Genomic DNA, 19,414 nt, shown 5'->3' on the forward strand with positions numbered 1-19,414 from the left:
GGGGGTAACGTCATTGAGGCCAGCGGCGGAAAATCAGCGAAGTGTTGACGCCGCCAAAGGCAAAGTTGTTGTTCATCACGTATTCGCAGCTCATCTGCCGGAATTCGCCGCGCAGGTAATCCAGCTCGCCGCAACGCGGGTCCACCGTGTCGAGGTTGAGGGTGTGCACATAGAGGTCGCGGTTGAGCATCTCGATGCTGAACCAGGACTCCAGCGCGCCACAGGCTCCCAGGGTGTGGCCGAGGAAACTCTTCTGCGAACTGATGGGCATCCGGCTGCCGAACAGGCTGCTGGTGGCCAGTGTTTCGGCAATGTCGCCCTGTTCTGTAGCGGTGCCGTGGCCGTTGACGTAACCGATGGCCGAAGGCTCGAGGCCGGCGTCTTCCAGGGCCAGCTCCATGGCCCGGCGCATGGTGGCCTGCTCCGGACGGGTGGTGTGCTGGCCATCGGCGTTGCTGCCGAAGCCGACGATCTCGGCATGGATATGCGCGCCACGGGCCAGGGCGTGCTCCAGCTCTTCGAGCACCAGCATGCCGCCGCCCTCGCCGATCACCAGGCCGTCGCGGTCGCTGTCGTAGGGCCGTGGGCTGGTGTGCGGGGCATCGTTTTTCAGGCTGGTGGCGTAAAGCGCGTCGAACACCATGGCTTCGGTCGGGCACAGCTCTTCGGCGCCGCCGGCGAGCATCAGCGGCAGGCGGCCGAACTTGATCGCCTCATAGGCGTAGCCGATGCCCTGGCTGCCGCTGGTGCAGGCGCTGGACGTCGGGATCAGGCGGCCGGTGAGGCCGAAGAAGATGCTGATATTGGCCGCGGTGGTGTGCGGCATCATGCGCACGTAGGAGTTGGCGTTGAGGCCTTCGGCCACCGAGTTCAGCAACATGTTGCCGAACGCCTTGATCTCGTCGGTGCTGCCGGTGGACGAGCCACAGGCCACGCCCATGCGCCCGTCCTTGATCGACTCGTCTCCCAGCAGGCCGGCATCGGCCAGGGCTTGCTCGGCGGCCCCCACCGCGAGCCGCGACACCCGGCCCATGCTGCGCAGCTGCTTGCGGGTCCAGTGCGCCGGTACCTTGAAGTCGTCCACGGGGCCGGCCAGGCGGGTATTGAGCTCGCTGAAGCGATCCCATTCGTCCATCCGGCGAATGCCGCTGCGGTTGGCGCCGAAGTTGGCGACGATGGTGTCCCAGTCGCTGCCCAGCGAAGTGATGCCGGCCATGCCGGTGACGACCACACGTTTCATCAGACCAGGCCTCCGTTGACCGCCAGCACCTGGCGGGTGATGTAGGCGGCCTCGGCGGACATCAGGAAGTTCACCGCGCCGGCGACTTCCTCCGGGGTGCCCATGCGCTGGGCCGGGATCATCTTCAGCAGCTCGTCCACCGGCACGTTCTCGTCGAGCATGGCGGTGTCGATCAAGCCTGGCGCCACGCAGTTGACGGTGATCTTGCGTTTGCCCAGCTCGATGGCCAGGGCCTTGGCCGCGCCGATCAGGCCGGCCTTGGAAGCGCTGTAGTTGACCTGGCCACGGTTGCCGACCTGCCCGGACACCGAGGCGATGCAGACGATGCGCCCGGCCGCGCGGCGCCGGATCATCGGCATGATCAGCGGGTGCAGCACGTTATAGAAACCGTCGAGGTTGGTACGCAGCACGGTGTCCCAGTCGTCTTCGCTCAGGGCCGGGAACGCGCCGTCGCGGGTCAGGCCGGCGTTGAGCACCACGCCGTAGTAGGCGCCATGGGCTTCCACGTCGGCTTCGAGAGCGGCCTTGCAGCTGGCGCGGTCGGTCACATCGAATTGCAGGATGCGCGCCTGGCGCCCCAGGGCCTCGACTTCGGCCTGCACGGCCTCGGCTTCGCCGCGGCCACTGCGGCAATGCAGGATCAGGTCATAGCCGGCCTGGGCCAGGCGCAGGGCGATGGCACGGCCGATACCGCGGCTGGAGCCGGTGACCAATATGGATTCAGTCATGGCTGGACTCCTGTTGATAAAGCGGGTGATTCGTTCAGGTAGCTGTCCGCCTGTGGCGGACAGAACACGTTGAGGCGGGCGACGGCCTGAATGCCGGGGGCACTCAGGCGGCATTCGAATATGCCCATGCCGTTGTCGTCTTGCAGGGAGCGCAAGGCGTGAATCTGCAGTTCGCTGCCGGCGGGGAAGTGTTCCACATTGCATTCGAACTTGCGCGTGCCGAGCAGGAACCCCAGCTCGACAGCCTGGCCTTTCTGGCGCGCATGGCAACCGGCGTAGGCGGCGACGCTCTGGGCCATCAGTTCGATGCCGACCCAGGCCGGCAGGCTGCCGTCGGCACGGTTGAACAGGCCATCGGGCTTGACGGTGAGGCGGGTGCGGATCTGCTCTTCATCGAACCCCAGGACCTGATCGATCAGGATCATGTCGCCCGCGTGGGGCAGCAGTTCGGCGAGCGGCCAGTTAATCATGGGGCGTCTCCGATAATCAGGCTGACGTTGTTGCCGCCGAAGGCAAAGGAGTTGCTCATCAGGCAGCGCGGAGCGTTCTGCTCCAGACGTGTAGTGGCGGTGACCCAATGCAGCGGCGGCAGTTGCGGGTCGGCCTGGGCGTCCCAGACATGGGGCGGCAGGGCATGTGCGGCGTTGTCGCTGGACAGGCTCAGCCAGCAGAACGCCGCTTCCAGGGCCCCGGCGGCGCCCAGGGTATGGCCGCTCATGGGTTTGGTCGACGAGCAAGGCACACCGGCCGGGAACAACTGGTCGACCGCCAGGCTTTCCATGGCGTCGTTGTGCTGGGTGGCCGTGCCATGCAGGTTCAGGTAGCCGATCTGTGCGGCGTGCAGGCCGGCGTTGTGCAAGGCCTTCTGCATGGCTTGCAGGGCGCCGCGGCCACTGGGTTCGGGGGCGGAAATATGGTGCGCGTCGGAACTGGCGCCGCCGCCGAGCAAGGCGATCGGTTGCGCGCCGAGGGTTTCCTTGCTCATCAGGAACAGCACGGCGGCTTCGCCGATATTGATGCCGTCGCGGTTGACCGAGAACGGATTGCAGCGCTGCGCGGACACCGCCTCCAGGGCCGAGAAACCGTTGAGGGTCAGCTTGCACAGGCTGTCGACGCCACCGCACAGCACCGCGTCGCACAGGCCCAGGTCGAGCAGGCGGCGGGCGCTCATCAGCGCCCGGGCGCTGGAGGTGCAGGCGGTGGAAATCACATAGGCCGGGCCACTGAGGTCGAGCCAGTCGGCGAGAAAATTCGCCGGCGCGCCGAGTTCCTGCTGCCGGTAGTCGTAATCGGCCGGGAAGTGCCGGTCGCGCAGGTAATGGGCGATGCCGCGGCTGGCTTCGTCGATGCCCGAGGTGCTGGTGCCGAGGACGATGCCGATGCGGCTGTGGCCGTAGCGGGCGATGGCCCGGTCGATGTCGCCACGGATCTGCTGGGCGGCCTCCAGCAGCAGCTGGTTGTTGCGGCTGCCCTGCTGCCTCAGCGGCGGCGGAATGCTCGCCAGCGGCCCCTGGACGGCGGCGACGGGCACGCTGCGCTCCGGCACCCAGCCGGCTTCGGCGCGCATGCCGGAGCAGTCGCCGGCAAACAGGCTGCGGGCCACTTGCTGCTTGTCGCGCCCAAGGGCACAGATCACCCCGAGGGCATTCAGGTAGGCCGTCATGAGGCGTTCTCGGCGGTCAGCGGGCTGATGTGGTAGTGCAAGCCACGAGGCAACTCCAGACGGAAATCCAGAGCCTGGCGATAGCGGACCTGCCAGTGCGGGACGAGGTCACGCTGCGCGCCGTGCTGCCGGGCGGCTGGATAATTATCTCGCAGTTCGCCCGCGGGCGTCAGGGCGAACAGCAATGCGGCGAACAGTTCGCGGGCCTCCGGGTTCGGCGGCAACAGGCCGTCGGCCTGCCAGCGACCGGCGATCAGTTGCTGGCGCGCCAGGGGAATGCCCAGCGGGTCGATCAGCGACCAACGGATGCCCGGCCCTTCGGCCTGGATCACCAGCAGCCAGTCCTGGCGCTGTCCGGCCTGTTGCCGCTCGACGTGCAGTTGCAGCGGCAGGGCCAGGCTCGGGGTTTTCTCGGGCAGCGGCGGCTGGCTGGCGCAGGCGCTCAACAACAGCAGGCAGCCGACGAGCAGGGCACGGATCATCCAGCGGCACCTTCGTGCAGGGGTTTGCGGGCGACCACATTGACCAGGGTTTCTTCCCGTTGGCCAAAGGGTTTCGGGCGGCGCAGGCCGAAGCGTTCGAGCAGCCCGAAATCCTTGGCACGGCTCCACCACAGATAGGGATAAGACACATTGCGCGGGGTGAATTCAAAACCCTGTCGGCGGATCATTTCCAGGTACTGCGCGGCGCTTTTCTGCACGTGCATCGGGTGGCGGAACAGCCAGCGGATCACCCAGGTGTCGATGTAGGCCTCGGTGGATTCGGCGAACAGCAGGTAACCGCCCGGCTTGAGCACGCGAAAGAACTCGGCCAGGGCCTTTTCCTGTTCCACCAGGTGGTGAAAGGTCTGGTGGCAGAACAGCAGGTCGACGCTGGCATCGGCCACGTCCAGGGTCGCGCAGTCGCTGCCGATCAGCTCGACCTGCAAGCCCTGGCGCGCCGCTTCTTCACTGCTGAGCCTGAGGCTGTGCGGGTCGGCGTCCAGGCCGATCAGGCGCCGCGGGGCGAACACTTGGCGCAGGTACTGGAACGATTTGCCCTGGCCGCAGCCGGCATCCAGCAGCACCGGGTTGCTCGGCGGCTGGTTGTCGAACAGGCGGCGCAGGTCGTTGATCGCCACCCGCAGCACATGGTGCTGCCAGGTATGGCTGCGCAGGAACCAGAAGCCGAAGCGGGTTTCCTCGACGTAGCTGGCGCTCAGGTACTGCGGCTGGGCGTCGCTCATGGAGCCTCCATGGCGCAGATTTCCGAGAGCATGCGCAGCCGGCGCTTGGGTTCGCTGACGAACGGGTTGCGTTCGTCCCAGGCATAACCGGCGAGGATCGAACTGATCATCCGGCGAATTTCCGGTGAGCTGCCCGGGTGGTAGATCACGTCCTGGAAGGTGCCGGCGTACCAGCCTTCGACGTAGCAGCGGAAGGTGTCGACGCCGCGCTTGAGGGGGGTGGCGAATTCGCTTTCCCAATCCACGCTTTCGCCCTGCAACTGCCGATGCAGCACGGCGGCGGCCATGCTCGCCGAACGCATGGCGATGGTCACGCCGGAGGAGAACACCGGGTCGAGGAATTCCGCGGCGTTGCCCAGCAGTGCGAAGCCCGGGCCGTGCAGGGTCTTGACGTTGGCCGAGTAGCCGCCGATGGCCCGCGCCGGGGTGTCCCAGACGGCGTTGTGCAGGACCTTGGCCAGGCTCGGGGTTTCCTCGATGAAACCACGCAGGCACTGGTCCAGGTCGTCGCCACGGCCGTCGAAATGCTCCTTGGCCGCCACCACGCCGACCGAGCAGCGGCCGTTGCTGAACGGGATGGTCCAGAACCACACATCGCGTTTGCTGGGGTGAGTGGTGATGAGGATCTTTTCCCGTTCGAAAGCCGGGCTGTCGATACGGTCTTCAATGTGGGTGAACACCGCCTGGCGGACCGGGAAGTTCGAGGGCGCCTCCAGGTCCAGCAGGCGTGGCAGCACGCGGCCGTAGCCGCTGGCGTCGAGGACGAAGTCCGCTTCCACGCGGTATTCGCTGCCGTCTTCGCGCAGCACCTGCAACTGCGGCCTGGCCAGGTTGAAGTCGGCGCTGACGATGGCCTCGCCATAACGCACTTCAACGCCTTGCAGGGCGGCCTGATCGGCCAGCAGCTTGTCGAAGTCGGCGCGTTGCACCTGAAAGGTGGTGGGCTTGCCCTCGCTGAAGGTGTCGCCGAAATCAAAAGCGCTGTAGCGCTCGCCCCAGGCGAAAGCGGCGCCGTTCTTGCGCTGGAAGCCCGCGGCGTTGACCGCCTCGAGCATGCCGGCCTCTTCGACGAAATCCAGGCAGTGGGACAGCAGGCTTTCACCGATCGAAAACCGTGGGAAATGCTGGCGCTCGACGATCAGCACGTCGTGGCCTTTGCCCTTGAGCAGCGCGGCGGCGATGGCGCCCGATGGGCCAGCGCCGATCACCACAATCTGGCGGCGTTCCATTTCAACTGTTGGCACTGGGGCTCCTTGCCGGTTCGGCGATGTTCGGGTTCAAAGGGACCAAAGGTGTTCGGTGCAGCCCGGCCAGGGCCGGCATCAGAGTGGCGATCAGGCCCATGAGCATCAGCGCGAAGTACAGCGCCGGGCTGATCAGCTGTTGTTGCAGCAGCAGGTTGAGAAAGACGATCTCGCTCAGCCCGCGAATGTTCAGCAGCAGGCTTTCCCGCCAGCGGCTGGCGCCCTTGAAGGAGGCGCCGGCCCAGCCCAGGCCGAGCCAGTTGCCGAGCAGCTTGCTGGCAATCGGCAACAGCAGCAAGGCCCCCAGCTGCACCCAGCCGAGGCTGTCCATGGCGCTGTGCACGTTGATCTGCACGATGCCGAACGTAAGGATCAGCGGGATGGCGATAAAGGTCTGCAAACGGCTCATCCAGGCCGCCTTTAACGGCAGCACCAGCGGCACCTTGAGGGCGGCCATGCACAGCAGGTAGCCGATGCCGAAAATCAGCGCGTTGAGCTTGTAGTGCTCGGCCACCACCAGCAGGCCGAAGAAACCCAGGCTGTGCAGCAGCGGCTGGCGCAGGCCGAGGCCGCGCAGGAGCAGCGGCAGGCAGGCTCCGGCCAGCGGTAGCAGCAGGCTGCTCAGGTGCAGGCTGCCCTGGGCGACGCCGAACAGGGTCCAGCAACTGAGGTCGATGAGGATCGCGGTCTGTACCAGGCGTCGGGTGGCCAGCGGCGGGTAGTCGATGTGCCGCAGGTACAGGTACAGCACCGGAATCGCAGTAATGGCGAACAGCAGGCCGACCGCCAGGGAACTCAGCCAGGGTTGCGCCGGCAACAGCCAGATCGCCGTGGCCAGGCCGCAGGCGAAGGGAATGGCGAAGCTCGGCAGGGCGATCTTCAGGCTCTGGCGGTCCAGGCGCAGGTCGATCACATCGCTGAGGATATGCCCCAGCAGCAGGGCGAAACTCAAGCCGTAGAGGTTCTTCAGCCAGGTCGGCGAGACCAGTTGGGCGCCACTCAGCTGCCAGTGTGGTTCGATCCAGAACAGCATCAGCAGCGGCAGGCCGAAGGTCGCCAGCAGCAACTGGCTGACGATCGGGATCAGGCCGAAACGGCTGCCGATACGGGTGGCGAGCGCGAACAGCAGCAGCGCCATGAGCCAGAACAGGGCGGTCATCACAGGACGGGCTCCGTAACGGGCTGGCGATGGCGCTGGCGACCGGCCCAGGGCGCCAGGATAAAACTGAAGGCCAGGCCCAGGCTCACCGACAGGCCGAAGTTGCTGACCGCCGGGGTGCTGGAAATCGCCAGCAGGCCGAACGACAGCCAGGTGGTCAGCGCTGCAAGTAAGGTGCCGAGCAGGCTCACGGCGGCCCCGCCGACCTGTTCGCGCATGAGGATGGCGTAGTCGACGCTGATGGCGGTCACCAGCAACAGGCCGAACAGGCTGAACAGGGTCAGCGGTTGCCCCAGCCAGCCCAGGCTGGCGAGGCTGCACAGGGCTGCCAGCAGCGGCAGGGCGACAAGGCGCAGGGCGCCACCGAGGCCGAACGGCAGGATCAGCAGCAAGACGATCAGCCCGCAGGAAGCGAGCTTGAGCTCGGCGGCGCTGACCTGGGTGGCGGCGAACACTTGGTTCAGGTCGCCCAGGCGGTCTACCAGTTGTACCCCCGGCAGATCCTGCGCCTGTATCCGCAGCAACTGCGGGTTGTTCAGCCCCTGCAGGCTGACCATCGTCGCCACACCGTTATCGGTGGGGCCCAGCCACAGGGTGCGGTAAGGCTCGGCCAGCGGGCCTTGCAGGGCGCTGTCGATGTCTTCGTTGGGCAGCGCGCGCAATTGCGCGAGTTCCGCGTTCAGGGCCGTGACCGGGACTCCGAGATCCAGCAGCGGCTGCCAGTGCCGCGGCAGCGCGTCCAGGGCCTGGCGCAGGCGCTGTTGCTCGCTGGGCAGGCTCACCAGCTGGTTGAGCGACAGGTAGCCCTGGAGTTTCTCCAGGTTGACCAGTTGCTCCAGGCGCTCGCTCAGGGCGCCGAGGCGTTCGAGCAGATGTGGCTGATCGGCGCCGCGCACCAGGAAGAACTGGCTGGTGGGCTGGTAGCCGGTGATCCGCGCGATGGCCTGGGCTTCGCTCTGCAGTTGTGGCGGCGCGCCGATCCACTGGCGGATATCGTTTTTGCTCTCGAGTTGCCACAGGCCGCCGGCGCAGAAGGCGATCACCAGCGCCAGCAGCCAGGGGCTGGACACGCGCTTGAGCAACTGGGTGCGCAGGTTCAGCAGCCACTCGGCTACCCGTAGCGGCCATTGCGCCGGTTGCAGCTCGACGCCGCGCAGCAGCGCCGGCAACAGGCACACCGCGCTCAGGTAAGCACCCAGCAGCCCGGCGGCGGAGAACACGGCAATCTGGGTCAGGGCCGGGAACGGCGTCCAGGCCAATGCCAGGTAGCCGATGCAACTGGTGGCCAGGCTCAGGCTCAGCCCCGGCAGGGTCAGGCGCAGCGCCGGCCAGCTGTGCCAGGGGCGCAGGCTCCAGCTCTTGGACAGGTAGTGCAGCGGGTAGTCGACGGCGACGCCGATCAGGCTCGAACCCAGCACCAGGGTCATCACGTGCATATGGCCGAAGAGGGCGACGCAGGCCACCGCGCCGAACAGCATGCCCACCAGCACCGGCACGAACGCCAGCAACACCCGCCAGCGCCGGAAGGCCAGCAACAGCAGCAGGAGGATGCCGACGGTGGCGCCGCCGCCGACCCAGGTGATCTCGCGGGAGGCCTGTTGCTGGCCGTTGGCGGCGTAGAGCAGGCCGCTGGCGGCCAGCAGCTGGACGTCGGCCTCGGCGGCCTGTTCGCGGCTGTGCTGGAGCAGGGCCGCCACTTGCAGCGGCAGTTGCATGTCGAAGGCGTTGCCGGTGGTGCGCGCCCGCAGCAGCACCCAGCTCTTACCGTCGGCATCGGCGACCAGGGTGCCGCTGCCGATGTCCAGTTGCACCGCGCCACGTTGCGGCTGGCTGTTCTGGATGCGTCCGGTCAGGCCCAGCCAGTCGTCCTGGCTCGGGACCAGGCTGAAACTGTTGAAGGGGTCGAACAGCGCCTGGACGCGTTGCTGGATAAAGGCGTTGGGGTGCTCGATCAACTGCTGGCGGTCGGCGGCGCCAAGCATCGCCAGGCGCCCTTGCAGCAATTGCGTGCGCAGCGCCGGCAGGTCGGCCTGCAGGTTCCACTGGACCTTCTCGAACAGCCCGCTGGCCTGCCACTGCTCACCCAGGCGCTGGGCCATGGCGATGGCCTGCTGGCGCTCGGCGTGACCCACCAGCACCAGCATTTCGCGGTTCAGCGGCTCCTGCATGCGTTGCTCGGCCTTGAGCTCCAGGGCATCGGGGTCGGTGCCCGGCACCAGCTCCATGAGGTTGGCCGACAGCGGCGCGCCATGACGCCATTGCCAGCCGGCCAGGGCCAGCACGGCCACCAGCAGGAGCAGGAACAGCCGCGGCCACCAGCGTTCACTCGGCAAAGTCATGTTGCTCCGCGTCGCTCAAAGGCTGGTTGCTGATGCTGTCGTGCATCTTCAGCACGGTGCTGTCGCCCTGGGTTTCCAGCAGCTCGATGCGCTGCACCAGTTCGCCACCGTCGATGTTGATCTGGTTGAACACCTGCTTGAGCAGCAGCGAACGTGGGGTCAGGGTCAGTTTCCAGGCCTTGGCGTCGCCGGCCAGGGCCAGCTCGAAGTCCCGTTGCAGGCCGCTGCTGTCGCCTTGCAGCACGGCGAGGAACAGGCGGTTCTGTTCGGCCCCGGCGCTCTTGTTCGGCAGCATTTGCCAGCCGCTGCCGTCCCGGCGGGCGATGCCTTGGCCGGTGATGCGGTAGTCCTGTTGCAGCGGTGTTTTCAGCAGCCACAGCAGGCCATGGTTTTTCGCCAGGACGAAGCTGCCCTTGCTGGTCAGCGGCTGGGGCAGGGCGCGCAGGTGTTTCTCCTGGACGAAGCTGCCGTGGATCACCTCGGGCTTGGCCAGCTGGTCGCTGAGCTGTTGCAGGTCGAAGGCATTGGCCAACGAGCTGAAGCCGAGCGCCAACAACAGGCCCAACAGCCTGTAGCCGCTGCCGCCTGGCTGCGATCGATTGTGCAGCGGGCGCCCGGCGTTATCGGCCTGGCATCGTGGGCTCAGATTTTGCGGCTGCTGCGCAGCCGATCGCAGGCTGCGCCAGCGGCTACAGAGGTTACGAAGGCACAAGATCGGGCTCATGACAGAGCCTTCGTAACGGCGTCCACAAACACCTTGGGCGAGGCCAGTTGCATCTCGCGGCTGGCGATCTCCACCGCCACCTGCACCGAGCTGGCGCGGGTCAGGCGTTCGCCGGTTTCCAGGTCGCTGATCAGGTAGTTGATCTTCAGGCGGTTTTCCCACTCCACCAGGCTGGCGCGGACATTGAGCTTCTGCCCGAACACCGCGCCGCGCACATAACGCAGTTGTAGGTCGATCACCGGCCAGGCGTAGCCGGAATCGCGCATCTGCTGGTAGTTGTGGCCGAGCTTGTCGAGCAGGGCGCAGCGCGCCACTTCCAGGTACTTCACGTAATGCCCGTGCCAGACCACATGCATGGTGTCGACGTCGAAAAACGGCACCTGGATCTCAGTGTCCGCGTGCAGCACGCCCCGACTACGCATGCAGCCTCCAGTGTTGCTCGGCAATGCGTTGCAGGCACAGGCGCAGTTCGCCTTCCAGGGCGCGGTCCTCGATCACCGGCGGGAAGTCCTTGGCCAGCTCTTGGTGCATGGCGGCCAGGGCCGGCGGCAATGGCCGTGCATCCTCGGCCCGGCCACGCAGCCAGACGCCCTGGTTGGCGGCCAGCAGGGTAGCGGCGGCGACCTGTTCGGTCAGCTCCAGCACGCGGATCGCATCGCGGGCGGCGATGGTGCCCATGCTCACCTTGTCCTGGTTGTGGCATTCGGTGGAGCGCGAGAACACGCTGGCCGGCATGGTGTTTTTCAGCGCTTCGGCGGTCCAGGCGCTGGTGCCGATCTGCACCGCCTTGAAGCCGTGGTTGATCATGGCGCGGTCCGCCGGGGCGCCGGACAGGTTGCTCGGCAGGCCGTGGTTGTAGCGCTCGTCCACCAGCAGCGCGAGCTGGCGGTCCAGCAGGTCGGCGACGTTGGCCACCAGGTTCTTCAGGCTGTCCATGGCGAAGGCGATATGCCCGCCGTAGAAGTGCCCGCCGTGCAGCACGCGTTCGGCTTCGGCGTCGATGATCGGGTTGTCGTTGGCGCTGTTCAGCTCGGTCTCGATAAAACCGCGCAGCCAGCCCAGGCTGTCGGCCAGCACGCCCAGCACATGGGGCGCGCAACGCAGCGAGTAGCGGTCCTGCAGGCGGTGCAACGGTGCGGTCGGCGCATCGATGGCCAGGTCCTGGCGCAGCCAGGCGGCGACCTGCATCTGCCCCGGGTGTGGCTTGGCGGCGAACAGGCGCTCGTCGAAGTGCTCCGGGTTGCCCTGCAGGGCGACTACGTTCAGTGCGGTGATGCGCGTGGCCAGTTGCAGCAGGTAGTCGGCGCGGGCGAAGGCCAGGCAGGCCAGGCCGGTCATCACCGCGGTGCCGTTCATCAGTGCCAGGGCTTCTTTCGGGCGCAGCACCAGCGGTTCCCAGCCCAGCTCGCGGTGCACCTCGGCCGAGGTCCGGCGCTCGCCGCGGAACATCACCTCACGTTCGCCGGACAGGGTCGCGGCCACGTAGGACAACGGCGTCAGGTCGCCGCTGGCGCCCACCGAGCCTTCTTCGGGGATCAGCGGCAGGATGTCGTGTTCGAGGAACGCCTGCAGGCGCTCCAGCAGCTCCACGCGGACCCCGGACACGCCATGGCACAGCGACTGCAAGCGCGCTGCCAGCACCGCGCGGGTGGCTTGCGCGTCCAGCAGCTCGCCCAGGCCGCAGCCGTGGAAGGTGTACAGATGACGGGGCAGCGCCTCGACGTGCTGCAGCGGCACCGCGACCACGCAGGAGTCGCCATAGCCGGTGGTCACGCCGTAGATCACGCCTTCCTTGTCCAGCAGCGAATCGAGGAATTGCGCGCCCTTGGCGATGCGCTGACGGAATGCGCTGTCGCCTTGCAGTCGGGTCGGCGCCTGACGGTTGGCCAGGGCCAGCACGTCTTCGATGCGCAAAGGGAGTTCGCCGAAGGTTACCGGCTCAAGCGGATGCGTCGTCATCGGTCTTCCAGAAAGGGTAAAAGTTGAACCATTGTTGGGGCGCTTCGAGGCAGTACTGGCCCAGGCGCTCGGCGTAGCGGGCAGTCCACTGGGCGATGACCTGTTCGCGGTCGCTGCGCTTCCACGCCACGGCCTCGGTGAAGGGTTCGAGGAATACTCGATAGCGGCCATTGTTTTTCAGGCATAGCAGCAGGTTGACCGGGCATTTCAGCAGGCCCGCCAGCAGCCACGGCCCTTGTGGGAAAGGGGCCGGATGGCCGAGGAAATCCACCCGCACGTTGCGCCCGCCATGCAGCGGTACACGGTCGCCGGCAATCGCCAGCCATTCGCCACGATCCAGGCGCTGGCTCAGTTGCAGCATGACCGCCGGATCCAGCTCGCTGACCTGGACCAGCCGCAGGTTGGTGGCCCCGGCCTCGCCCAGCAGGCGGTTGAAACGCTCAGCGTGCTTGGTGTGCACCAGCACGTTCATGGTGACCTTTTCGCCTAGCTCGGCCAGGGCGCGGCAGACTTCCAGGTTGCCCAGGTGCGCGCCCACCAGCATCTGTCCGCGGGTGCCGCGCAACTGGTCGCGCAGCCGGGCCGGGTCGACGATCTCGATCTGTTCCAGGCGCAGTTTGCCGTTCCACACGTCGAGCTTGTCCAGCAGGGAGTCGGCGAATGCCATGAACTGGCCGAATACCCGCCAGTGGCTGGGGCGCAGCTCGGCCTTGCCGCTCCAGTCGGCGAGGCGCTGCTGGTACAACCAGGCGCTGTGGCGGGCGCCGCGGCCGAACAGGAAGAAATAGAACACGATGATGTACAGCACCGGGCTCAACACCCGGCGCCCGAGCACGCGCACGCCGAAGGCGGTGAGCTTCATCAGCCAGAAGCTGCCGCGCTCTTTGTGCTCTGCCCAATGTTGCTTGTCCTGCTTGTCGTGTAGCACCGTCATGCTTGCCACCGTCGCCAGAGGATCAGCGGCGCGCGCAGCAACATGCCGAAGAACAGCCGGGCGTGCATGCTGGAGATCAGCAGGTTGTCGTGGAACAGGCGAAAGTGCGAAAGGCCATCCGCCGGGTAACGGACCTGGGTCGGCAACCAGCGCATCGGCTGGTTGCGCCAGGACAGGCGCACCAGGATATCGGTGTCGAAATCCATGCGCTGGCCGATCTTCACCGAGTCGATCAGCGCCAGGATGGGCGGCAGGGGGTAGACCCGGAAGCCGCACATGGAGTCGGGGATCTGCAACGACAGGGTATTGATCCAGACCCAGACGTGGGTCAGGTAGCGCGCGTAAAAACGGCCCTTGGGCACGCTGGCGTCGTACTGTGGATAACCGCAGACCAGCGCTTCGGGGTGGGTGCGGGAGGTGGCGATAAAGTTATCCACATCGCGCAGGTCGTGCTGGCCGTCGGCGTCCACTTGCAGGGCGTGGCTGAAACCCAGGCGCGAGGCTTCGCGCAGCCCGGCCATGACCGCGCCGCCCTTGCCCTGGTTGACCGCGAGCTTGACCAGGAACACCTGTTCGCGCTCGGCCAGCTGTTCCAGCACGGCGGCGCAGGCCGGGCTGCTGGCGTCGTCCACCAGCACGCAGGGCAGGCCGCTGGCGAGCAGGGCCTCGACCACCGTCGGCACGGCGGCTTCATGGTTGTAGACCGGGATCACGGCGCAGGGGTTATGCATGGGGGTTGCCTCCCGGGCGTCCGCTGCGCGGCCGATCGCAGCCTTCGGCAGCGGCTACAAGAAGCCGCTGGGGGCTGCGCTTGCCTGGGGTCAATAACTTATCCACAGGCGTTCTCCAGCAGGATGCGGCCGCTGGAGCAGGCGGCGGTGTCATTGCGATAGGCGAAGTAGAGTTTGCCGCGCTCATGATCGAAGCGCAGGTGCAATTGCACCTGGTCGCCGGGGCGCACCAGTTGCTGGAACTTCAGCACTTCCATGCCGGCAAAGCGCCCCGGCAGATCGAGCAACTGCTGGCCCAGCGCCAATGCCCAGTCCACCTGGACCACGCCCGGCAGCACCGGGGTCTGGGGGAAGTGGCCACTGAAGTAGGCCAGGTCCGGTGGGATCGCCAGTTGCAGGCTCCATTCGCCGTCGGCCTCGAGCTGTTCCAGCACTTCCGGCGCCCGTGGGCGCGGGGCCAGCAGCAGGGCTTCGATGTCGGCCTGGGGCAGCTTGCCCTGACTGTTCAGGGGCAACTGGCGCAGCAGGCGCCAGCGGCGCGGCAGCGCCAGGGCCTCGCAATGCTGGCTCAGGTGCTGGCGCAGCGCTTGCGTGAGGGGCCGACGACCCTGATTGCGCAAGGCGTGTAGGCCTTGTTCGCTGAGGACCAGCAGCGCGCCGAGGGAAGCGCGGTTTTCCCGGACCACCCCAAGGCGCGCTTCGGCGACCCAGGCATGCCCGGCCAGGGCCTGTTCCAGCATCGGCAGGGAAATGCGTTTTTCTTCCAGCTTGACGATCCGGTCCAGGCGCCCGAGCAGCTCGAAACGCCCATCGGCGGCGATGCGCGCGGCATCGGCGGTGTGTTCGATATGCCCGGCCGGCAGGTAGGGCGAAGCGATCAGCAAGGCGCCGTCGCTGTCCTGGCTCAGCTCGACCCCGGCGAAGGCTTGCCACAGGCTGTCGCCCTGGCGCCAGGCGATGCCGCCGGTTTCCGAGCTGCCGAGGATCTCCGTTGGCCATTGTCCAAGACGCTGCTGCAGGCCTTGCGCGGCGTCGGCAGGCAGCGCACCACCGGAGGAAAACACCCGGCGCACCGGGCTCAGGGCCGGCCAGTCGAGGTTGTCGCCCATGCGCTTGAGCAAGGCCGGGCTGGCGACCCAGGCAAAGGCCGGGTGTTCGCGGCTGGCGCGCTGCAGGTCTTCCGGGAACGGCAACTGCCGACGCACGAAGGTGCGCCCGGCGCAGAGCGGCCAGAGCACACGGAACAGCAGGCCGTAGATATGCTGGGTGGCGACGCTGCCGATGATGCAGGCCTGGCCCAATCCCTCGCCCCACAGTTGCTCCAGGGCCTCGACTTCGTTGGCCAGCTGGCGCAGGGATTTGTCGATGCGCTTGGGTTCGCCGCTGGAGCCGGAGGTGCACAGGCTCAGGCGGCAGCCGTCGAGATCGAGTTCGGCGGCGGGCAATGGTGGCGAGTCGAAGTCGGCCAAGTGGGCATCGCCCGGCTGGTCGGTCAGCCACAGATCGACCTGGGTCGACCAGCGTTGCCGGGTCTGTGGTTGCAGGTCGGCGGGCAGCAGCACGCTGACCCCGGCGCGCCAGGCGCCGAGCAGGGCGATGGCCAGTTCGGCGGCATCTTCCAGGTGCAGGGCCAGGCGCTGTACGCCCCTGGCCTGCAAGCCCGCGGCCAGGCTCAGGGCCTGGTGCCGCAGGTGGCTGTGATCGAGTGCCGGTTCGACCGTGACGGCCCGTTCCGGCAACGACTTGAGCAGCAGCTGCTCAAGCTTTATCCAATTCATGCGCGGCCTCGTACGCGTTGTCGTAACAGCCATTCAATGGCAAACAGCAAACCCATCAACCCGTAGGAGATCAGGCCGTTGTACAACGTCCACCAGCTCAGCGGCGCCCATAGGGTCAGGGCCGCGGCGAGCAATCCGTTACAGAGGAAAAACACACTCCAGGCGACAGTCACCTGGCGGGTATAGCGAATCGCCTTTTCCGGCAGCGCAGGCTCGCTGAGGCGGGCCAGGCGTTCAGCCACCGGCGGGCCGTATTTCAGGCTCAGGCCGAACAGCGTGAGCATGAAGCCGCTGATCAGCACCGGGTACCAGCGCAGTAACAACGGGTTATCGAACAGCGCCAGCAGCAGGCAGAAGGCCAGGGCGGCGCCCGCCATCCACAGGCTGCCGGGACGCCGTTCGCCGGTCAGGGCCCGGGCCAGCCACAGGCCGCCGAGCAACAGGCCGAACTGCCATGGCGCGAAATGCTCCATGCCGAAATACACCGCAAAGGGATACAACAGGCCCGCCAGCAGCAGGCCAAGGCCGATCAGCCGGCTCATGCGGCCGGCTGGACCAGACGGTATACCGCCTCGACCACGTCATTGACGGTACGCACCGACTTGAATTCCTCGGCGGCGATTTTCTTGCCGGTCTTGCGCTTGATGTGATCGATCAGGTCGACGGCGTCGATGCTGTCGATTTCCAGGTCTTGATACAGGTTGGATTCCAGGCTTACGCGTTCCGGTTCCAGTTCGAAGAGTTCCACCAGGGCATCACGCAGGGTGTTGAAGATGTCGTCACGAGTTTGCATGGTCCGGTCTCAAGCTGCCTGTTTTGCAGTGACGAACGCCGCAAGGCTCGCCACGTTGGTGAAGTGATTGCGGGTGTCCTTGGCGTCGGCGTCGATCTTGATGCCGTAGCGTTTCTGGATCGCCAGGCCCAGCTCCAGGGCGTCGACCGAGTCCAGGCCCAGGCCTTCACCGAAGAGCGTCTGCTCGTTGCCGATGTCTTGCACGCTGATGTCTTCGAGGCCCAGGGCGTCGATGATCAGCATTTTAATTTCCTGGTGCAGATCGCTCATCTTCGGCGAGCTCCTTAATGAAGTAGTGATGCAAATAATCGTTGAGCTTGCGCGAGGCCTGCGGTGCGGGGCCTTGGGCGGCAAAGGCATACGGGTCTATATCGGCTCCGACGCGAAAACTGAAGTGCACGCGGCGCATCGGGATGCGATACCAGGGTTCGGCCTTGGTCAGGGTGGTCGGGCTGACCTTGATCACCACCGGGGTGATGATTCTCGCACCCCGCAAGGCGATTGCCGCGCCCCCCCGATGAAAGGCCGGCGCCTGGCCCGGCGGGGTTCGGGTGCCCTCGGGGAAGATCACCAGGGTCTGGCCGTTGCGCAGGGCTTCGCCGGCGGCGTCGAGCATGTCCATGCTGCCGTCGTTGCTGATGTATTCGGCTTCGCGTATCGGGCCGCGGGTAAAGGGGTTCTGCCACAGGCTCTGCTTGACCACGCAGTTGGCGTTGCGCACCAGGCCGATGAGAAAGACCACGTCGATCAGCGATGGGTGGTTGGCAATGATCATTTGTCCGGGGCGGCCGAGCTTTTGTGCGCCTTCGACTTCATAGGTCAGCACGCCGCTGCGGGCCATGAAACGGATGAACAGCCAGAACAGCCGGCCGATGGTGCGACGCGCGCGCTGGCGATGCGCTTCGGCGTTGCCGGGCAGGCAGGCGAGCAGCGGGAAAATCGCCAGGCGCAGGCACAGGCCGCCCAGGCCGAACAAGGCAAAGCTTGCTGCGGTGGCGACCAGGCGCCAGTAGTAGGCGTCGCGGGGCTTTGTATTTACAGGTTGCGTTGCCAGTTCCATACACGGTTCTTCCAAGCATGTTGGCAGGAGGTCTGCTCGCCGAGCAGGGTACGCAAGAGATTCAGGGCATGGGGCCACTCGGCGCGCGGCGCTCCCTCGGTGGCGGTGCCGAGCGTCAGTTGCCACTGTTGGCCGGGGGTCAGCAACAGGCCGACCGCATAGGGGAAGGGCACGTCGTCGATCCAGGTGGCATAGGCGGCGGGCGGCTGCTCTTCGGTGACCACCAGCAGCACCGCCGGGGCGCCTTCCTCAAGCAGCGCCGCGGCCTCTAGCATGCCGTGTTCGAGGCCGTCGCCGGCGGCGGCGAGGGCGGTCATTTCGCTGGTTTCGCCACACATGATCGACCACAGGCCGATCACCGCGTTGTGCACCGAGAGGCTGAACTGGGTCGGGGACAACGGCTGGTCGGCCGCCAGGTCGCTGAGGATGTCGAAGGTGCGCGGCGTTTCGCCATGCCGGGAAATAAAGACCAACGGTAGCTGTTCCAGGCCTTCGGCCAGCGGCCAGCCCACGCTGAAGGCCATGCGGGCCAGACGGCTGAGGCGCCGGCGCTGCATGGCCGGTAGAAACGACACGTCCGGGGCCGCATCACTGCTCTGGAGCACGACCGGTTGTCGGCTCCAGGCCTGCCAATCGTCCACGCTTTCGAGCCCAGGGGCCCACGCGCGCCATTGGGCGATGTTGAAGTTGATCACTTGAAAAATCATCCCGCCCCTGCGGGCTTACTTGACGTGGTCAGGCGTTTCGATCGCAGACTCACCTGCCACGGAGCTACAGCCGAGTGGCGCGCATTATCCCGGTGTGACTGGCTTGTAGCAAACATTGGTTATGTTTCGCTCAGTGAAAATGACCCGCTCGACAGCACAAAAGTGTCATTTGGCCATTATCGAATGGTACAGGTCGGGAGCGCGGGGGCTTTACAAGAAAGTCTAGGCTGATTCTGGCCACTGGAACTGGTTTGGCGGTCCGCCGTCAGCGAGGTAGCGAAGCGGCGGTACTGGCTACTACACTCGGTGATCTTTGATGCAGGGAGGTTCTGACATGCGGCGCGTGGTGTTCAATCAGAAAGGGGGAGTCGGCAAGTCGAGCATTGCCTGCAATCTGGCGGCCGTGAGCGCCAGCGAGGGGTATCGCACGCTGCTGGTGGACCTGGATGCCCAGGCCAACTCCACTCAATACCTCACCGGCCTGACCGGCGACGACATCCCCATGGGGATTGCCGACTTCTTCAAGCAGACCCTGTCTTCCGGACCGTTCTCGAAGAAGAATCAGGTCGATATCTACGAAACGCCGTTCGACAACCTGCATGTGGTGACGGCCACCGCCGAGTTGGCGGATCTGCAGCCCAAGCTTGAGGCGAAGCACAAGATCAACAAGCTGCGCAAACTGCTGGACGAGTTGGCCGAGGACTACGACCGGATCTACCTGGACACCCCGCCGGCCTTGAACTTCTATGCGGTTTCGGCGCTGATTGCCGCCGATCGCGTATTGATTCCCTTCGACTGCGACAGCTTTTCCCGCCAGGCGCTGTACGGCCTGCTGGCGGAAATCGAAGAGCTCAAGGACGACCACAACGAGGATTTGCAGGTCGAAGGCATCGTGGTCAACCAGTTCCAGGCCCGCGCCAGCCTGCCCCAGCAAATGCTCGATGAACTGATCGCCGAGGGCCTGCCGGTATTGCCGGTGTACCTGGCCAGTTCGGTGCGCATGCGCGAATCCCACCAGGCCAGCCTGCCGCTGATCCACCTCGACCCCCGGCACAAGCTGACCCAGCAGTTCGTCGACCTGCACAACCTGCTGGAAAGCGCCTGACCTTCTTCCGTAGGAGCGGGGCCTG

21 protein-coding genes are annotated in these 19,414 nt (G+C 66.1%); 1 reads left to right on the forward strand and 20 read right to left on the reverse strand.

Annotated elements, in window-relative coordinates:
• Positions 1-10: 10 nt before the first annotated feature.
• The 20 genes from PMI20_RS05640 to PMI20_RS05735 all read right to left on the reverse strand — a co-directional run bounded on the left by PMI20_RS05640 (position 11) and on the right by PMI20_RS05735 (position 18,284).
• Positions 11-1,240, reverse strand: a complete 1,230-nt coding sequence (locus tag PMI20_RS05640) for a beta-ketoacyl-ACP synthase (protein WP_007925827.1) — start codon at positions 1,238-1,240, stop codon at positions 11-13.
• Complete coding sequence (gene fabG, locus PMI20_RS05645; protein WP_007925825.1) at positions 1,240-1,968, reverse strand: 3-oxoacyl-ACP reductase FabG; 729 nt, start codon at positions 1,966-1,968, stop codon at positions 1,240-1,242. The genes PMI20_RS05640 and fabG overlap by 1 nt, the downstream gene beginning before the upstream one ends.
• Complete coding sequence (locus PMI20_RS05650; protein ID WP_007925823.1) at positions 1,965-2,438, reverse strand: hotdog family protein; 474 nt, start codon at positions 2,436-2,438, stop codon at positions 1,965-1,967. The genes fabG and PMI20_RS05650 overlap by 4 nt, the downstream gene beginning before the upstream one ends.
• A complete protein-coding gene (locus PMI20_RS05655; RefSeq protein ID WP_007925822.1) occupies positions 2,435-3,631 on the reverse strand; it encodes a beta-ketoacyl-[acyl-carrier-protein] synthase family protein in 1,197 nt (398 codons plus the stop codon). The genes PMI20_RS05650 and PMI20_RS05655 overlap by 4 nt, the downstream gene beginning before the upstream one ends.
• Entirely contained in the window at positions 3,628-4,113 is a 486-nt protein-coding gene (locus tag PMI20_RS05660) for a DUF3261 domain-containing protein (protein ID WP_007925820.1), read from the reverse strand. Before PMI20_RS05660 ends, PMI20_RS05655 begins: the two co-directional genes overlap by 4 nt.
• Positions 4,110-4,856, reverse strand: coding sequence for a class I SAM-dependent methyltransferase (locus PMI20_RS05665; protein ID WP_007925818.1), 747 nt, complete (start codon positions 4,854-4,856; stop codon positions 4,110-4,112). The genes PMI20_RS05660 and PMI20_RS05665 overlap by 4 nt, the downstream gene beginning before the upstream one ends.
• A complete protein-coding gene (locus PMI20_RS05670; protein WP_007925815.1) occupies positions 4,853-6,100 on the reverse strand; it encodes an NAD(P)/FAD-dependent oxidoreductase in 1,248 nt (415 codons plus the stop codon). Before PMI20_RS05670 ends, PMI20_RS05665 begins: the two co-directional genes overlap by 4 nt.
• Positions 6,087-7,262 carry a cation:proton antiporter gene (locus tag PMI20_RS05675; RefSeq protein WP_037034698.1) on the reverse strand — a complete coding sequence of 392 codons (1,176 nt, stop codon included), beginning with the start codon at positions 7,260-7,262 and terminating at the stop codon, positions 6,087-6,089. Before PMI20_RS05675 ends, PMI20_RS05670 begins: the two co-directional genes overlap by 14 nt.
• Positions 7,259-9,598 (reverse strand): MMPL family transporter, encoded by a 2,340-nt coding sequence (locus tag PMI20_RS05680; protein WP_007925811.1) that lies wholly within the window; start codon positions 9,596-9,598, stop codon positions 7,259-7,261. The genes PMI20_RS05675 and PMI20_RS05680 overlap by 4 nt, the downstream gene beginning before the upstream one ends.
• On the reverse strand, positions 9,582-10,322 hold the full coding sequence (locus PMI20_RS05685; protein WP_223815812.1) for an outer membrane lipoprotein carrier protein LolA: 741 nt from the start codon (positions 10,320-10,322) through the stop codon (positions 9,582-9,584). Before PMI20_RS05685 ends, PMI20_RS05680 begins: the two co-directional genes overlap by 17 nt.
• The gene (locus PMI20_RS05690; protein WP_007926848.1) at positions 10,319-10,744 is read right to left on the reverse strand and encodes an acyl-CoA thioesterase; all 426 of its coding nucleotides are present in this window, start codon (positions 10,742-10,744) and stop codon (positions 10,319-10,321) included. The genes PMI20_RS05685 and PMI20_RS05690 overlap by 4 nt, the downstream gene beginning before the upstream one ends.
• A complete protein-coding gene (locus tag PMI20_RS05695; protein WP_007926847.1) occupies positions 10,737-12,281 on the reverse strand; it encodes an HAL/PAL/TAL family ammonia-lyase in 1,545 nt (514 codons plus the stop codon). The genes PMI20_RS05690 and PMI20_RS05695 overlap by 8 nt, the downstream gene beginning before the upstream one ends.
• Complete coding sequence (locus tag PMI20_RS05700) at positions 12,262-13,215, reverse strand: lysophospholipid acyltransferase family protein (RefSeq protein WP_007926845.1); 954 nt, start codon at positions 13,213-13,215, stop codon at positions 12,262-12,264. The genes PMI20_RS05695 and PMI20_RS05700 overlap by 20 nt, the downstream gene beginning before the upstream one ends.
• Positions 13,212-13,946: a glycosyltransferase family 2 protein gene (locus tag PMI20_RS05705; RefSeq protein ID WP_007926843.1), complete on the reverse strand. Its 735-nt coding sequence runs from the start codon at positions 13,944-13,946 to the stop codon at positions 13,212-13,214. The genes PMI20_RS05700 and PMI20_RS05705 overlap by 4 nt, the downstream gene beginning before the upstream one ends.
• Positions 13,947-14,044: 98 nt before the next feature.
• Positions 14,045-15,724 carry an acyl-CoA synthetase family protein gene (locus PMI20_RS05710; protein ID WP_007926839.1) on the reverse strand — a complete coding sequence of 560 codons (1,680 nt, stop codon included), beginning with the start codon at positions 15,722-15,724 and terminating at the stop codon, positions 14,045-14,047.
• Positions 15,721-16,266 carry a COG4648 family protein gene (locus tag PMI20_RS05715; protein WP_007926837.1) on the reverse strand — a complete coding sequence of 182 codons (546 nt, stop codon included), beginning with the start codon at positions 16,264-16,266 and terminating at the stop codon, positions 15,721-15,723. Before PMI20_RS05715 ends, PMI20_RS05710 begins: the two co-directional genes overlap by 4 nt.
• Positions 16,263-16,517, reverse strand: coding sequence for an acyl carrier protein (locus PMI20_RS05720; protein WP_007926835.1), 255 nt, complete (start codon positions 16,515-16,517; stop codon positions 16,263-16,265). The genes PMI20_RS05715 and PMI20_RS05720 overlap by 4 nt, the downstream gene beginning before the upstream one ends.
• 9 nt (positions 16,518-16,526) lie before the next feature.
• Positions 16,527-16,787, reverse strand: a complete 261-nt coding sequence (locus tag PMI20_RS05725) for a phosphopantetheine-binding protein (protein ID WP_007926834.1) — start codon at positions 16,785-16,787, stop codon at positions 16,527-16,529.
• Positions 16,762-17,577, reverse strand: a complete 816-nt coding sequence (locus tag PMI20_RS05730) for a lysophospholipid acyltransferase family protein (RefSeq protein WP_007926832.1) — start codon at positions 17,575-17,577, stop codon at positions 16,762-16,764. Before PMI20_RS05730 ends, PMI20_RS05725 begins: the two co-directional genes overlap by 26 nt.
• Positions 17,553-18,284: a beta-ketoacyl synthase chain length factor gene (locus PMI20_RS05735; RefSeq protein WP_007926830.1), complete on the reverse strand. Its 732-nt coding sequence runs from the start codon at positions 18,282-18,284 to the stop codon at positions 17,553-17,555. Before PMI20_RS05735 ends, PMI20_RS05730 begins: the two co-directional genes overlap by 25 nt.
• Before the next feature lie 334 nt (positions 18,285-18,618).
• Here PMI20_RS05735 and PMI20_RS05740 point away from each other — a divergent pair, with 334 nt between their 5' ends.
• Positions 18,619-19,389: a ParA family protein gene (locus PMI20_RS05740; protein WP_007926828.1), complete on the forward strand. Its 771-nt coding sequence runs from the start codon at positions 18,619-18,621 to the stop codon at positions 19,387-19,389.
• Positions 19,390-19,414: the final 25 nt, after the last annotated feature.

The organism is Pseudomonas sp. GM17 (assembly GCF_000282175.2).
In the GTDB taxonomy this organism is placed as follows: domain Bacteria; phylum Pseudomonadota; class Gammaproteobacteria; order Pseudomonadales; family Pseudomonadaceae; genus Aquipseudomonas; species Aquipseudomonas chlororaphis.